The 15,075-nt window shown below is 55.6% G+C and carries 13 protein-coding genes and 1 pseudogene; 8 read left to right on the forward strand and 6 right to left on the reverse strand.

Going from position 1 to position 15,075, the window contains the following annotated elements; genetic code table 11:
• Window positions 1–18: 18 nt before the first annotated feature.
• Both FYJ31_RS03590 and glnA read left to right on the forward strand, forming a co-directional pair.
• Entirely contained in the window at window positions 19–801 is a 783-nt protein-coding gene (locus FYJ31_RS03590) for a DUF4191 domain-containing protein (RefSeq protein ID WP_154536000.1), read from the forward strand.
• Window positions 802–1,120: 319 nt separating this feature from the next.
• Window positions 1,121–2,557 (forward strand): type I glutamate--ammonia ligase, encoded by a 1,437-nt coding sequence (gene glnA, locus FYJ31_RS03595; protein WP_007051181.1) that lies wholly within the window; start codon window positions 1,121–1,123, stop codon window positions 2,555–2,557.
• Between the two features lie 77 nt (window positions 2,558–2,634).
• On the opposite strand, the gene FYJ31_RS03600 is transcribed toward glnA, so the two are convergent.
• The 6 genes and pseudogenes from FYJ31_RS03600 to FYJ31_RS03625 all read right to left on the reverse strand — a co-directional run bounded on the left by FYJ31_RS03600 (window position 2,635) and on the right by FYJ31_RS03625 (window position 7,986).
• Complete coding sequence (locus FYJ31_RS03600; protein WP_154536001.1) at window positions 2,635–2,910, reverse strand: glycoside hydrolase family 2 TIM barrel-domain containing protein; 276 nt, start codon at window positions 2,908–2,910, stop codon at window positions 2,635–2,637.
• Between the two features lie 107 nt (window positions 2,911–3,017).
• Complete coding sequence (locus FYJ31_RS03605; protein WP_154536002.1) at window positions 3,018–4,124, reverse strand: AEC family transporter; 1,107 nt, start codon at window positions 4,122–4,124, stop codon at window positions 3,018–3,020.
• A gap of 250 nt (window positions 4,125–4,374) precedes the next feature.
• Window positions 4,375–4,842 (reverse strand): annotated as a pseudogene (locus FYJ31_RS03610) (maltose acetyltransferase domain-containing protein); the annotation flags it as partial.
• Window positions 4,843–4,881: 39 nt separating this feature from the next.
• The gene (locus FYJ31_RS03615; protein WP_154536004.1) at window positions 4,882–5,427 is read right to left on the reverse strand and encodes a PadR family transcriptional regulator; all 546 of its coding nucleotides are present in this window, start codon (window positions 5,425–5,427) and stop codon (window positions 4,882–4,884) included.
• A 247-nt stretch (window positions 5,428–5,674) separates the two neighbouring features.
• Complete coding sequence (locus tag FYJ31_RS03620) at window positions 5,675–6,382, reverse strand: endonuclease III domain-containing protein (protein WP_154536005.1); 708 nt, start codon at window positions 6,380–6,382, stop codon at window positions 5,675–5,677.
• Between the two features lie 245 nt (window positions 6,383–6,627).
• Complete coding sequence (locus FYJ31_RS03625; protein WP_154536006.1) at window positions 6,628–7,986, reverse strand: MATE family efflux transporter; 1,359 nt, start codon at window positions 7,984–7,986, stop codon at window positions 6,628–6,630.
• Between the two features lie 193 nt (window positions 7,987–8,179).
• On the opposite strand from FYJ31_RS03625, the gene FYJ31_RS03630 reads away from it, so the two are divergent.
• The 6 genes from FYJ31_RS03630 to FYJ31_RS03655 all read left to right on the forward strand — a co-directional run bounded on the left by FYJ31_RS03630 (window position 8,180) and on the right by FYJ31_RS03655 (window position 15,049).
• Entirely contained in the window at window positions 8,180–11,236 is a 3,057-nt protein-coding gene (locus tag FYJ31_RS03630; protein ID WP_168796073.1) for a DEAD/DEAH box helicase family protein, read from the forward strand.
• A gap of 69 nt (window positions 11,237–11,305) precedes the next feature.
• Window positions 11,306–12,166 carry a restriction endonuclease subunit S gene (locus FYJ31_RS03635; protein ID WP_268234333.1) on the forward strand — a complete coding sequence of 287 codons (861 nt, stop codon included), beginning with the start codon at window positions 11,306–11,308 and terminating at the stop codon, window positions 12,164–12,166.
• Window positions 12,167–12,407: 241 nt separating this feature from the next.
• Window positions 12,408–13,172, forward strand: coding sequence for a DUF4417 domain-containing protein (locus FYJ31_RS03640; protein WP_168796072.1), 765 nt, complete (start codon window positions 12,408–12,410; stop codon window positions 13,170–13,172).
• On the forward strand, window positions 13,159–13,641 hold the full coding sequence (locus FYJ31_RS03645; RefSeq protein WP_054321922.1) for an EndoU domain-containing protein: 483 nt from the start codon (window positions 13,159–13,161) through the stop codon (window positions 13,639–13,641). Before FYJ31_RS03640 ends, FYJ31_RS03645 begins: the two co-directional genes overlap by 14 nt.
• A 2-nt stretch (window positions 13,642–13,643) precedes the next feature.
• Window positions 13,644–14,006: a hypothetical protein gene (locus FYJ31_RS03650; protein WP_136500279.1), complete on the forward strand. Its 363-nt coding sequence runs from the start codon at window positions 13,644–13,646 to the stop codon at window positions 14,004–14,006.
• On the forward strand, window positions 14,003–15,049 hold the full coding sequence (locus FYJ31_RS03655) for an ATP-binding protein (protein ID WP_136500278.1): 1,047 nt from the start codon (window positions 14,003–14,005) through the stop codon (window positions 15,047–15,049). Before FYJ31_RS03650 ends, FYJ31_RS03655 begins: the two co-directional genes overlap by 4 nt.
• Window positions 15,050–15,075: the final 26 nt, after the last annotated feature.

Raw genomic sequence — 15,075 nt, forward strand, 5'->3', positions numbered from 1 at the left:
CCAACAAAGGAAGAAGTGATGGCGGAGAAGGACGCGAAGCCGAAGAAGCAGAGCACAATCAAGCAGATCATCCAGATCTACAAGTACACGGCTAAGGAAGACAAGGCCCTGCCGTGGCTTGAGGCCGGTGCTTTCCTGCTGCCTGTAGTCGTGACGATCATCATCGGTCTGATTGTCAAGTGGACCTGGCTGATCTGGATCTTCACCATGATCACCGCCATCATGCTCGGCATTCTGCTGGCCACCATGATGCTCACCCGCCGCGCGGATGCAGTCGGCTACAAGCAGATTGATGGCAAGCCTGGTGCCGCCATCGGCGTGCTGAGCAACATGCAGAAAGCCGGCTTTGACTTCCCGCAGGAACCGGTGTGGATCGACCCGAAGACCAAGGATGCCATCTGGCGCGGCACTTCGATGAACGGCATCTACCTGATCGGCGAAGGCGAATACGGTCGCGTCATGAAGGCGATGGATCGTCAGGAACACGATATCAAGGGCGTGACCGCCGGCTCCTCCATCCCGGTGTACCGCATCGCCGTCGGCCACGGCCCCAAGCAGGTGCCGCTGACCAAGCTGCGCAACACCGTGATCAAGTCCAAGAGCTATGAGCCCACGCACCACAAGAACGCACTGATCGCCAAGATTCATCCGCGCCGTCGCTTCCTGCTGACCAAGGCCGAGATGGAAACGCTGAACGATCGTCTTCGCACGCTGCAGGCCAAGAAGGGCTATGCCATCCCCAAGGGCATGGATCCGAACCGCCCGCAGAAGATCTCCCGCCGCGCGATGCGCGGTCGCTGATCGGCAGCACACAACCAAATCGCACAGAAGCCCCGGAATCCGTTCAATCGGTTCCGGGGCTTCGTCATATGTCTCATAATCGCGTCCACTTACATCCACCTACGTCACCTGTCAATATCCACTGTCCACGTTGCGGACATCTCTACCAACTCCCCCGATAGTCTCCGTTTCCATTCTGTAATGGTGTTTCGTTGAAATAACGCGCCTGCGCGATTGTCGGCCACAGTCACGAAACATTCTCGTAACCCAAGTTTCGAGCCGGCGAAACGCGCTATTTTACGATATATACCGTTATATCTCATACGAAAGGAGCGGTCCCGTGACCGAACTCAAGTCCAAGGAAGACGTCGAGGCCCTTATCAACAAGGAAGGCATCGAGTATGTCTCCGTCCGTTTCACCGATCTTATCGGCGTTCAGCAGCACTTCACCGTGCCGGCTAGCGAATTCCTGAAGGACGCTTTCACCGACGGCATGCCGTTCGATGGTTCCTCCGTTCAGGGCTTCCAGGCCATCAACGAGTCCGACATGAAGCTGGTCCCGGACGTTGAGACCTCTTTCGTTGACCCGTTCCGCAAGCACAAGACCCTTGACGTGGCCTTCTCCATCGTCGACCCGCTGACCGACGAGCCGTACTCCCGCGACCCGCGTCAGGTCGCCGGCAAGGCCGAGGCCTACCTGAAGTCCACCGGCATCGCCGACACCGCATCCTTCGCTCCTGAGGCCGAGTTCTTCATCTTCGACAAGGTGCGTTTCGAGAACTCCATGCAGCGCTCCTTCTACGAGGTCGACTCCATCGAAGCTCCGTGGAACTCCGGCGTTGACGTTGAGGAAGACGGCACCCCGAACATCGGTTTCAAGAATCGCGTCAAGAAGGGCTACTTCCCGGTTCCGCCGATTGACCACACCCAGGATCTGCGCGACGATATGGTCGCCAACCTGCAGAAGGTCGGTCTGATCCTCGAGCGTTCCCACCACGAGGTCGCCGGCGCCGGCCAGCAGGAGATCAACTACCGCTTCAACACCCTGCAGCACGCAGGCGATGACCTGATGAAGTACAAGTACGTCGTCCACGAGACCGCCGCTCTGGCCGGCAAGGCTGCGACCTTCATGCCGAAGCCGATCGCCGACGACAACGGCACTGGTATGCACTGCCACCAGTCCCTGTGGAAGGACGGCAAGCCGCTGTTCTACGACGAGAAGGGCTACGCTGGTTTGTCCGATCTGGCTCGCTGGTACATCGGCGGTCTGATCAAGCACTCCTCCTCCGTGCTGGCCTTCACCAACCCGTCCCTGAACTCCTACCACCGTCTGGTCCCGGGCTTCGAGGCTCCGGTCAACCTGGTGTACTCCGCTCGTAACCGTTCTGCCGCCATCCGTATTCCGCTGGCCGGCACCTCCCCGGCTGCCAAGCGCATCGAGTTCCGCGCTCCGGATCCGTCCTGCAACCCGTTCCTGGCCTTCTCCGCCCAGCTGATGGCTGGCCTGGACGGCATCCTGAACCACATCGAGCCTCCGGAGCCGGTCGACAAGGATCTCTACGAGCTGCCGCCGGAAGAGCACGCTGGCATCAAGCAGGTGCCAAGCTCCCTGGCCGAGGCTATGGACGCCCTGGAAGAGGACCACGACTTCCTCACCGCCGGCGACGTGTTCACCGACGACCTGATCGAGACCTGGATTGGCCTCAAGCGCGACGAGATCGACCAGGCTCGCCTGGCCCCGACCCCGCTCGAGTACGAGCTCTACTTCCACATCTGAGTTTGAGAGCTTAGCAACGTTGGGATTTCGCCATTGCTCTTCTCTTGTGGGAGTCTAATGGGAGTCATTCAGCGTAACTAGAAAGAACCTCGTGAAATTCGTTTCACGAGGTTCTTTAGGCTGGACATAAAGCCCACGGCCGCACATTCATCGATGACCAGGAAGCCCTCGCGGTCAGCCATCCTGAGGTTCTCTTCGCTATACGGGTAGTGCGAGGTACGGAAGGAGTTCGCGTTGACCCATTTCATGAGTTCGTAGTCGCGCTTGATGACGGCCGGATTCCCGCCGCGACCGTTGATAATGCTGTCTTCGTGGCGACCGAAACCCTTGAGATTATCTTTCGGCCAGAACAACAGAAAATGGTTCCTGATTCATGGTAAAAAGAATAGCCAGCATTTATTTATGAATGAGATTCCAAGCGCCGGAGGCCCCCGGCATTCTTTTCATCGAAGGGGACAATTCAGAACACGACCGCCGACACAATCGTCAGGGAGGCCAGCGAGAACAGCGTGCTTACGAGCACGAAGCCGACCGCATACTCGGGCATGTTGTTCTTGCGACCGGTGAACATGGCGATGGTGGTCATGGTCGGCAGTCCGGCGATGACCGTGATCATCAGCACCATGTCATGGGTGATCGGCAGTTGCGGCGATGCGCCGGTCAGCGCGGTCAGTAGCGCGTAGAAGGCGAGCGGGAATGCGATCATCTTGGCGACTAGGCCAGCATAGAGTTCGTAGCGTCTGAGGACGCCCCACCACTTGGTCAGTGCGAACAGGCCGCCCAAGTAGATTAGCGACATCGGCGTGGCCATATTGCCGATGGTGTGCAGCGGCTTCAGGATGATGTCAGGCACCTTGACGCCGAGCAGAATCAGAATCAGGGCAAGCATCACGCCGATGAAGGCGGGATTGACGAATCGTTTAAGCAGGCCGAGGACGCGGGTACCGAGCGAGGGGCGGACGACGGCCGGAGAACCACTGTTTGCGGCATTGCTCGCCGAACCAGCATTGCTCGCCGAACCAGCCTCCCCCACCGAACCGGCGCCGTTCACCGAACCGTTCGCGACCGCACCTCGCGCGCCAATCGCGTTGCCGTCAGTCGCTTCGACGACCGGCTCGCACAGCCATACGCCGTACGTCCAGAGCAGCGTCTGGTCGATGATCGACATCAGCGCCACGTAAATCGCGCCGTTCTGCGGCCAAAGTGCCATAATCAACGGAATGCCGATGAATCCGGCGTTGCCGAAAATAAGCGACGCCTGAAATACATGGCTACGCGAACCTTTGAGCCGCAACAGTTTGGCGACCAGCCAGAACACCAGGATGAGCAGCGCATACATCACGGCGGTCAGCAGCATCACGCCCCAGTTGGCGGCGAGCTGCGCGCGGTCCGCGCCGTCGACGGCGTTCGAGAACACGAGCACAGGGATGAGCACGTTGAGCAGCAGCGAACACATGCCGTCCAGCGCCGTCTGACCATAGAACCGGAGCCTTACACATCCGTATCCGACCATCAGCATGATCAGGAATCCGACCAACTGGCCAATCATGACACCGAACTGCCCCATGCACACTCCTCTCGTTTGCTCTCCCGCGATTTCCTGTCACTGGTTCATATAGGCAGCCATCTGGACAGGCTCGGCGGCACACGCATCAGTATGTTCGATACCACCACATGCCAATCCACTTCTCGTTCAACCGTTCCCCGTGCTAATGAGTCGCCTGCCACCCCGTGTTGCCGGTGCTGCGCGAGCACCGCTACGTGTATTGCATTCCGGTGGCCCTCGGGCGCAACGTGTGGGTCGGCGCGAACGTGTCGATCCAGACGTTTTCGCCGATGTGGATCGGACACGAATACTGGGCGCCCCGGTAGCGCAGGTCCGGACGCACAGGATGGCCGGTGGCTACAAGCGTGACGTTGGGGCCGAGCATGGTGTGGGAGCCGATGAAGATATCGCCATCGTCGACCAGCGCCAGGTTGAAGTTGGCGTAGCAGCGCTCGCCCCAGTACGTATTGCTGCCCCAGTTCGCGTACACCGGGCCTTCGAGGTACAGGCCCTCCCCCGCAGCGCCGAAGAACGCCTGCATGAGTTCGGTACGGCGCTTCGGGTGGGTCAGCGGCGTGGCGTTGAGTTCGAGCTGGAGGTCGCGCTGGGCGGCCTGCAGGTCGAAGAAGCCATCCACATCGTCTGGCAGATAGACTTCGCCGGAGAACATGAGCGCCATTTTCTCACGCGTGGCGTCATCGATCATCGGCTTGGCGATCGGCTTGTCTTCGGTCATCATCGTCTCCTGTTAGTTGCTGCGGCGACTGTGCCAGTCGAACTATTGTGCCACAGACTCGTCTTCGATACCCAGCATTGAGCGCAACCAGTCGAGCTCGGCGGCGATTTCGGCGTCATGCACGGCGATGATGCCGCGGCGGTAGGGGTCGTCGATCTGCTCGATGGAGAGCGGGTTGCCGGCGTCGCAGTAGAAGAAGTGCATGTCATGGCCGTTCAGCAGGTCGTAGCGGCGGCGCAGCACCGCGTCACGGTCTAATTTATCCGGAACAACACCGAGGAAGGTGAGCACGACGGTCCAGCGGGTGATATCGGTGAGGTTGAATCCGCCGGTGTTGCGCAGTTCCTCGATGAGTTTGTTGCGGCCCGCCTCAAGCAGGGTGAATACGCGGCGCTGACGGCCATCGCGGATCTCAGACTGTTCGGAAATCAGGCCGGCTTCGACGAGTCGGTTGGTCGCCGGATATACCGTGCCGTCGCTGAATTTGCGCGCGTAACCCTGCAGCTGTTCCATCTTCTTGCGCAGTTCGTAGCCGCACATGGATCGTTCGCTTAAGAACCCCAGAATCATCATCTCAATCAAGCTCATGATCACCAGTCTACCTCGTTTCGACACACCACGTTTAGATATGTGTCGTTTCGATGTATAGTGTATCTCAACAGCAAGAAATACCTCGAAACGAGATATGCTGCATATCGCAGCGAATCATTCTCAATAAGAAAAGTGTGAGGCAAACGCACAATACCAATCAATCGCACATTCGACGGAATGGCATCAGACCGCCGTTCCCAGGATCTGGATGTGCGATTGGCGCTGTGCGAGCCTCACACTTTTCTTATTGAGCACCATTTTGTGTGAGGCTTACACCCAAGAACGACTCACTTTTTGCCGCGTCATCGCGGTATGCCTTGCCGAACTCGTCGATAAGCCCATGGAACTCCTGCAAATCCCCAACGCTGAGGCTCGTGCTCAGCACCACGGGCGAATAGGCCTTGTGGAATGCCGGATAGCCGGCCGGCACGTCGAATCCGAGGAAGGCGAACAGCCGCCGCGCGTAGGTATCGGCCACGAATGTGCGGCGCGAGAACACGTACAGCATCAGATCGTCGGCCGTCTCGCCGCCAATACCAAATAATCCAAGCAACTCGGCCCGTAATTCGGCATCGGAAATAGCCGCGGCACCCTCGGGCGCGGCCCCGTAACGCTCCACATACCACCGACTCAGCGACTGTACGGTCTTGGATTTGTTGACATAAAAGCCTGACGGTCGAATCAGTTCCTGCAAACGCTCCGGCTCCATGGCCGCCAACGCATGGGGTTCGAGCGCATCCTCCGCTTTCAACGCCGCAAGCGAACGATCCACATTGCTCCACGCCGTATTCTGCGTCAGCACCGCGCCCACCATAATCTCGAACGTGGTCTCCGCCGGCCACCATCCGGTCGGGCCGAGTGCGTCAGCCATGGTGTGGTACAGCGATTCGATGCGCTCCGGCACAGGCCACTTGTGTGCCTGGTTGGCTTTCATACGTTTCATATTCTGCATTCAGGCTCCATATTAGCCATCCGCCATTCATTTATTAGGTCGATTATGCGTTCATTAGGTCACTTGTGATGAACACTGCCTTCAAGAATGGCTTCATTCCAATGCTCATTATCTCATGCTAAGCAGGGCACCGACCTAATGAACGCATAATCGACCTAATGAACGCAACGGTAAGGAAAAACTACAGAGATTCAGCGAGATATGCTCGGTCCACCTGGTCTGGAAGTCGAAAATCTTGATGACATCTACCGCAATTCGTGCAGGATTCGCCGCATGAACGGGATGGTGACCACGAATGTCAGCACGTCGGACACCGATTGGGCCATTTCCACGCCGAGCACGCCGAACATCATCGGCAGAATCAGCACGATTGGCGCCAGGAACAGGCCTTGCCTGCACAAGGCCAGGAACGAGGCGATGCCGGTGCGGCCCATGGTCTGGGTCATCATATTGCCCATCATGTTGAAGCCGTTGAGAATCACCGTGCAGCATTGAATATGCAGCGCTGCCACGCCCACCGCCACCACGGCCGGGTCGGAACGGAAGATCTCGACCAGTTGCGGCGCGAAAATCCACAGCAGCGCTGCCAACGCCACGAGCACGCAGGTGGCGAGCCGCACGCAGAACCAATATCCCTCTTTGACTCGCGCGAACAGGCCGGCACCGTAGTTGTAGCCGCACACCGGCTGAAAGCCTTGGCCGAGACCCACGATCACCGAATTGGCGCCCAACATGATGCGCATCACGATGGCTATGCCGGCGATGGCCGCGTCGCCGAACGGGTTGGCGGCGATGTTCACGCAAGTCACGGAAATCGAGCCGGCGCCTTGGCGGATCAGCGAAGGCAGGCCGCCGCCAGCCACTTCGCGCATGAGCAGCACATCCGGCTTGCAATTGCGCAGGGACAGTTTCATCACGCCGAATTTGCGGCTCATCGTGGTCAGAATCGTAAAGCTCACCGTCTGGCAGATGGCGGTGGCGAGGCCGGCACCGAAAATCCCCAGACCGGCCACGAAAATGAACAATGGCGCAAGCAGGAAATTCAGCAATGCGCCGGAAACCAGCCCGATCATGCCGAACGTCGATTGCCCTTGGTATCGCAGCAGTCCGTTGAGTGCGAACGAACCGCACACGCAGGGTGCGGCGACCAGCAACGGCGTCAGATATTGCACGGCGTATGGGGCAATCGTCGAGGTCGAGCCCAGCATGACGACAAGTGGCCGCAGGGTCAGCAGCCCGATTGCGGCAATCACCAAACCGGAGATCACCGCGCCCGCAAAGCCCACGGCCAGTAGTCGGGAGGCGCGATCATTGTTCTGCTTGCCGAGTTCGCGACTCATCGAGTTGCCCGCGCCGTTGCCGAAGAAGAAGCCGAGCGCCTGCATCACGGTCATGATGGAGAACGCGATGCCGATAGCACCGGACTGCGCGGTGCCGAGCTGACCAATAAAGAACGTGTCCGTGAGATTGTAGGCGGTGGTCACCAAGTTGGAGATGACGGCCGGCAAGCACAGTTTGAGAATCAGCGGCTTGACCGGCTGCCCGGTCATCTGCCGATATTTCGCGTCCGCGCTTGCGCGTCTAATGCCATGAATCTGCACCATGAGCCGACACTATACGCCGATTCGTTTACCGTTCACATGGTGTGGAATAGCATGCGGTCTCGTATCGGCCCTGTCAAGCTTCAGTGCTCCATCCACGCAAATCTTCATTACCCAGTCCTCGTCTTACCCCGGGTTTTCACCATATTTCCGCTAGTATTGGAAGCGGTCATATTCGACGACGATGGGGAAGACGATGCACGGCCCAGAGGACAAGTGCGTGAAGGTTCCGGCTTTGGTTCATGCCACGCGATTGGGCTGGCACTATCGATCCATCAGACACGACAAGCCCGGCACCGATTATGATGCAGCTACCAATATTTTCTTCAATCTGTTTACGGAAGCTCTTCGCCGGCTGAATCCAAGCACCGATATCGATGATGAGCGAAGCAGATTCCTCATCGCCAAAATCAATGCCGCCTTGAGCAGCGAGGACGTAGGTCGCTCGTTCTTCGATTTACTTCAGCACGGACTCGACGGGTATAAACTCATCGATTTTGAAAATCCGAATCGTAATGATTTCACCGTTGTCACGGAATTGACTTATGCGTACGATGACGACAATTTCCGCCCGGATATCACTTTCTTGGTCAATGGTATGCCTTTATGCTTCATGGAGGTCAAGCGTCTGAACAACCGCAATGGCATCATCGCGGAGCGCGATCGCATGTACACGCGTTTCAAGCAGCCGTTCTTTCGCAAGTTTGCCAATATTACCCAGATCATGGCATTCAGCAATGATCAACCGTATGACGACAACGATCGGGAACCAATCCAAGGGTCGTTCTACGCGACCAGTGCCTACGGGAACGTGAGGCTGAATCGCTTCCGGGAGGAAACAGATGACGCACAGACATTACTCGAATCGACTGCCCCACGAGACCATGAAAACGAACAACGCATCCTGCAAGACAACAATCTGATCTCCCTGTTGGATACCCCTCAATGGGATGACGCCGTCAATCCACGAAATCCCGCGAACAGCATCATTACCTCGCTGTTCTCCCATAAGAGGCTCCTGTTCCTGCTGCACTATAGCATCTGCTACAAGAATTATGTCAACGACGCCGGCGTCCATGTGATTGAGAAACACATCATGCGCTATCCACAGTTCTTCGCCTCACAGGCGGTGAAGAGAACCCTCGATGCGGGAACGAAGCAGGGCGTGATCTGGCATACGCAGGGCAGCGGAAAGACCGAGCTGGCATTCCTGCTGACGCGATATCTGCGAGACCACTATCAGAACCGCAATCACGTACTCCACACGTTCTTCATCGTGGACCGCATCGATCTGGCGAATCAGGCCGCCGACGAGTTTCAGGCCCGTGGTGCGCAGGTGCTCAGGGCAGATTCCCGAGAGGACTTCGTAAAGCTGCTACAACAGCCATCAGCGTGGAACGTTACGGCGGACAGCGAGACCATCCCCAACGCCAAAATCGCGGTGGTCAACATTCAGAAGTTCAGCGAGGATGCCCAAGTCATCACGGCCGAATACGGTTTGCATGAACAACGACTGTTCTTCATCGACGAGGCGCACCGTGAATATAAGCCTGGCAAGAGTTTCCTTGCCGCGTTATTCAATGCGGATCGCGACGCAGTGCGCATCGCATTGACTGGCACTCCGCTGATCAAGCAGAAAGGCGGGGCAGATACCAAACAGGTGTTCGGCGACTATATTCACACGTATTTTTATGATCGGTCCATCGCCGACGGGCACACGCTTCGCTTACTTCGAGAGGATGTCAAGCCTCAGTTCCGTGTAAAGATGCGGGAAATCATGGAGACCTTGCAGGAGGTCGATCAGCTCACCGATCTCGACGAAGTCTGTGAACACCCTAATTTCATCAATCCGCTGACGGAATACATCGTGGATGACCTTCTGTATTCGCGCATCGCTATGGGACACGATTGCGACAACATCGGCGCGATGATTGTTGCGCGAACCTCCCGACAAGCTCGCAACATCCATGCCGCGCTGCAGCAGTACGACACGGATATCTCTTCCGCACTTGTGCTCTACGATGAAGGCACCAAGGAAGAGCAACGAGATATACAGCTGAGTTTCAAACGAGGCGAGATCGACATCCTCGTGGTGTTCAACATGCTGCTGACCGGCTTCGATGCGCCGAGGCTCAAGAAGATGTATCTATGCCGGCAGCTGAAGGCACATAACCTGCTGCAGGCGCTCACCCGTGTGAACCGCCCGTACAAGAACATGGACCATGGTTTCGTGGTCGATTTCGTGGATATCTCCAAACAGTTCGACAAGACCAACCAAGATTATCTGACCGAACTTAACAAGGAGTTCGGTGACGATACCTCACGGTATGCCAGCATGTTCGACGATCCGAAAGCCATCAAGGAAGACCTGAATCATATCAAGGAGGTGCTGTGGAAGTACAGCACTAACAATGAATACGCCTTCGCGAAGGAGATCAGCGCCATTCAGGACGAGAACGAACTCTATACCATCCGCAGGGCGCTTAACCGGTACAAGGAGCTGCGCAATCTGGCCACTTTGTACGGCCATGACGAATTGACGGAGCACTTCGACATCGGTTTGTTCGGCAAACTGTTGAACGAGGTGAATCTTCGTATTGATCGCATCAACCAGCAAAAGGCCCTTGCGCTGGGCAGGCTCTCCACCGGCAGTCTCAATATCCTGCTGGACAACATGGAGTTCAGTTTCAAAAACGAAGGTACTCAGGAGTTAACAGTGGCGGATAAGCTCAAACGCACCATTCGCACCACAGGCAGCTCGTTCACGAACAATGCCGACCCCAAAGATCCTGAATATGTGAATCTCATGGAGAATCTCCGCGAGAAGCTTGTTCATGCCAACATGCAGGAGATCACCACCGGCGAAATGACCGATTTGATCGGTGAAATCGAAGAATTGAAGCGTCAAGCGGACGAGCTCAACCGGAAGAACGCTCTGCTCACCGGCAGGTACGGCGGCGACGAAAAGTACATGCGTATCCATAAGGAAATGATGCGCGACGCCAAGCCGGTGACCAGTAGCGAGCGGCAATTGTTCGAGATTCTTTCCGCCGCCAAGCGTGCGATCGACGCGATGGTGAGCAGCAACGCGGCCGCGCTCGATCAGCCGGCGGTGTTCAAACAGGCACTCGGACCGAAGGTTATTCAGGCGTTCAGGAATGATGACATAATGCTCACCGGGCAACAGGTCGGTACAACCGTCGACAGGCTTTACAATGAGTATTCCGACGAAAGGAAGAACCACCTGCGATGAACACCTCGACTCTCAACGGCACTCTCGTCATGATCATATTATTTGAATAATCCTGAAAGCAAACAATATTTGCGCGCTCACGCAGTTGGTTCAAATATGCCTAATCTCAATACAGACATATTATCTAATATTGAATTGTCATTACCAGATATCCAACAACAAAATTACATCGTCTCCCTACTTTCGTCCATCGATAAGAAAATTGAGACGAACACGAGAATCATCACCGAATTAGAATCATTGGCACGCACCATATACGACTACTGGTTCACCCAGTTCGATTTCCCCGACGAGTACGGCAACCCCTACCGTTCCTCCGGTGGAGCCATGGTTCACAACGAAGCTCTTCACCGCGATATCCCCAAAGACTGGGGAACTATCCATCTCCGTGAGATAGTGGATTTAGTGGATGACAAATGTTCACATATAGGTTTATCTGTCGATAACTACATTAGCACCGACAACATGCTCAAAAAACGTGGCGGCATATGTCCCTCCGCTTATCTGCCTGTGGAAGGTCGCGTCACTAGATTCCAACAGAACGACATACTGCTGTCGAACATTCGCCCTTATTTCAAAAAAATATGGTTGTCTGACCGCATCGGAGGGTGTTGCGCTGATGTTCTTGTATTCCGCGCGAAGCATCGAGAACATACAGAGTGGCTGTACCAGACCATGGCGGCCAATCGATTCTTCTCTTATGTGTCTATCGGAGCCAAAGGCTCAAAAATGCCTCGAGGAGACAAAGAGCATATGATGCGGTATCCCGTAGCGATGCCACCGAAGGAACTACTTTGCGTTTTTTCGAAGCTTTATTCACCTATGCACAATCAAATCGCAAAGCTTTATAAGGAAAACATCCATCTCGCCAATCTACGCGACTGGCTGCTGCCCCTACTGATGAACGGTCAAGCGACCATCGATAAGTAATGCGCGCGCTGCGACCCTCATCAGGAGACCCATGGATGCAACACGCCGATGATTTTCGTGCTTTTCGTTGATATTGGAACATTTGTTTCCCTACTCGTTCGCATTTCTAGTTCCAAGAATCGTATTCACCGTACCAAGGTGTATACTCATAGATAAACCAAGACGATGGAATCACCGACTTGGAAAACTGAAGATGGTGCGTGGGAATCTTGCACATTCCCACGCACCCGCCGGAGGAGCCATGATGATGCTCGACCGCAACACACCATCATGGCACTTTCAGCGAGGAAAGTTCCGGATTCGTCCGGAAATCCACCGAACGACCATGAAAGGTTGGTGTCCGATGAGCACGCGACGTAATATCGCAGATGACGGATTCGCACCATGGCTGCTGGAAGGAGCCCTTCTTGACCACGGGTACCCCCGCATCAAGCCTTTACCCAGCACCGTGCCCATGCCCAGGGATCTCGTCCCATTTGACAAGCGAAACAAAACCACGAACAGACACGCCTTCATCCACTTCTACGAGGACGACACGAGATTTCGTGCGTTAGCGGCCAATCCCGACCGCTACATTCCCAAGCTACGCGAGTTCGACGGTGTTATCGCCCCTGACTTCTCGTTATATTGGAACGCGCCGTTGCCTGTACTGCAGGCCAACGTATACCGCAGCCGCATCATCGGGCACTATTTTCAGCGTGTCGGACTGCCGGTCGTTCCGAACGTCCGTTGGGGAGACGAACGAACCTTCGATTTCTGTTTTCGCGGCATAGCGCAACACAGTATGGTCGCCATCAGCACCGTGGGCTGCATTTCCTCGCGCAAGGAGAAGCAACTGTTTTCTTCAGGCCTTGACGCCATGATGACCGCACTGAAACCCTCTCGCGTGATCGTCAATGGAATCATGCCGGCGGAGGTATTCGGCCAGTATTGGGAGGATGCGGAGTTCCGTACTTACGCCTCATGGACCCACCGTACGAAGGAGCATCGCTATGGGAACCGGTGAGTCAGGAATCTACTACACCTCAGGTGGGAGCAATCGAGTACATCATCAGGCGTTGATACACAGCATTGATGGGGTGTTCACGCATGATCCCAGAACCGGCCGACCGCGGAAGATGCGAAGCGGCGGACACGGGCAGGCGAACATCGATCTACTCACTAAATACGGATTCACCTATCACATCGACAAGGTTTATCCCAATGGGGTGCGACGGGGACGGGTAACCGGTCATGCCGCGAAGAAAAAGCGCGACCGCGCCGGACAGATGTGGTTTCCGAGCCAATGGACCATGGAAGACATCGTCAGGGCCGGCGAACACGTCAGCGGATTGAAGTTCAACCGCCATAAACCGGAAGGAATCATCCTGTGGGGCACCTATAAAGGCGTTCGCGTAGGAATCATCAAACGCAACGGACAGATTCAAACCATATTTCCGGCAGAGAACCAACCCAAGACGAAAGGACGGCGATAAACATGGATATTCGCCAATCCATCGAACAGCGTGCGAACACGGTCGATGAGGATGACATCATGGTTGAACGGTCTTGGAAAGATATGGTTGTCGTCTGCGTCAGCGATGTACCGGATACCATCAAGTTCATCGATACCCAGTGCTCCGCCGATGAGCTGTCTTGGCTCAGCGAAGTATTCGACGAACTTGTCGAGCAAACGCAAAACCCCGAGCTCATTCTTTCGCTACGCAACGCCATCATTCGCAATCCGGAAGAGGACAAACGCTACTATCTTATGGACAATTTGGATGAAGCAGTCGATGCTTACGGCGATTATGCCGTGAAATCGGCGTACTGCAAAGCAAAGGACGGTATATCCCTGTGAAGAAAAACGATGTGGTGAATCTCATCAAATACCACATGGACCACAATGAGGCCGGATTCATCCAGCAAGCGCGCAAAATCGCCAGTGATTTTCAAACTTCCGGTGACGTGATACTCAGTCAATACGTGAACGCGCTGATTGCCAACACCAATGCGCTCAGTCCGCAATCCCACGGTTTCGCCAATGCCATTCCCGATGCCGCGCGTGTAGTCACCCTGGATGACGATCCGCTTCCTCTGCCTAACGCAATACGCGATGACCTGCGAGGCATTATCAATGCTGTGGGCAATGCTTTCGGGGTGAATCGTTTCCTGTTCCAAGGCGCACCCGGAACAGGGAAAACGGAATCCGCCAAGCAGATGGCACGCATCCTCTCCCGAGACCTGTACATGGTGGAAACCAGCTTGCTCGTTGACAGTAGGCTTGGCCAGACAGCTAAAAATATCAATACCCTGTTCCAGCAAATTAACGAGCTCGCCCACCCAGATAAGGTCATCATCCTGTTCGATGAGATCGACACCGTAGCGTTGGACCGGATGAACTCACACGACGTGCGTGAGATGGGACGCGCGACGTCCTCGATCCTCAAAGGTTTGGATTCGCTCAACCGTGACGTGACGCTTATCGCCACCACCAATCTGTATGATGCCTTCGATCCGGCGCTTCGCCGCCGGTTCGATGCCACCGTTGATTTCAACCGATATACAGAAGAGGACCTTGCCGCGGTTGCGGAGACGCTAATGCAGCATTACGTGAACAAGCTTCCCCATGCCACACCGAACAAACGGCTGTTTTCCAAGATTATCGCCCTTATGCCCCATATACCCTATCCAGGCGATATGAAGAATCTTATTCGTACAAGTCTTGCGTTTAGTTCGCCGGACATCAGCACTGATTATTTACGCAGATTCTATGCCTCGGCGCTTGGACACGAGCCGAACAACCCTACCGAGTTGCGAGAGGAAGGCTTCACGCTCAAGGAAATCGAAGCGCTGAGCGGTGTATCAAAAAGTACCGCTGCGCGGAAAATCGTGGAGGCGTAACACACCGTGAACGCTCTTTTGGAACT

Source organism: Bifidobacterium sp. WCA-178-WT-4B (assembly GCF_009696495.1).
GTDB lineage: Bacteria > Actinomycetota > Actinomycetes > Actinomycetales > Bifidobacteriaceae > Bifidobacterium > Bifidobacterium infantis.

Excerpts from the sequence above, each read along its gene's own strand:
- FYJ31_RS03605 (WP_154536002.1), bottom strand. The coding sequence starts at position 4,124 with ATGGGGCAGTTCGGTGTCATGATTGGCCAGTTGGTCGGATTCCTGATC.
- FYJ31_RS03630 (WP_168796073.1), top strand. The coding sequence starts at position 8,180 with ATGCACGGCCCAGAGGACAAGTGCGTGAAGGTTCCGGCTTTGGTTCAT.
- FYJ31_RS03640 (WP_168796072.1), top strand. The coding sequence starts at position 12,408 with ATGATGATGCTCGACCGCAACACACCATCATGGCACTTTCAGCGAGGA.
- FYJ31_RS03650 (WP_136500279.1), top strand. The coding sequence starts at position 13,644 with ATGGATATTCGCCAATCCATCGAACAGCGTGCGAACACGGTCGATGAG.
- FYJ31_RS03645 (WP_054321922.1), top strand. The coding sequence starts at position 13,159 with ATGGGAACCGGTGAGTCAGGAATCTACTACACCTCAGGTGGGAGCAAT.
- FYJ31_RS03615 (WP_154536004.1), bottom strand. The coding sequence starts at position 5,427 with ATGAGCTTGATTGAGATGATGATTCTGGGGTTCTTAAGCGAACGATCC.
- FYJ31_RS03625 (WP_154536006.1), bottom strand. The coding sequence starts at position 7,986 with ATGGTGCAGATTCATGGCATTAGACGCGCAAGCGCGGACGCGAAATAT.
- FYJ31_RS03620 (WP_154536005.1), bottom strand. The coding sequence starts at position 6,382 with ATGCAGAATATGAAACGTATGAAAGCCAACCAGGCACACAAGTGGCCT.
- FYJ31_RS03590 (WP_154536000.1), top strand. The coding sequence starts at position 19 with ATGGCGGAGAAGGACGCGAAGCCGAAGAAGCAGAGCACAATCAAGCAG.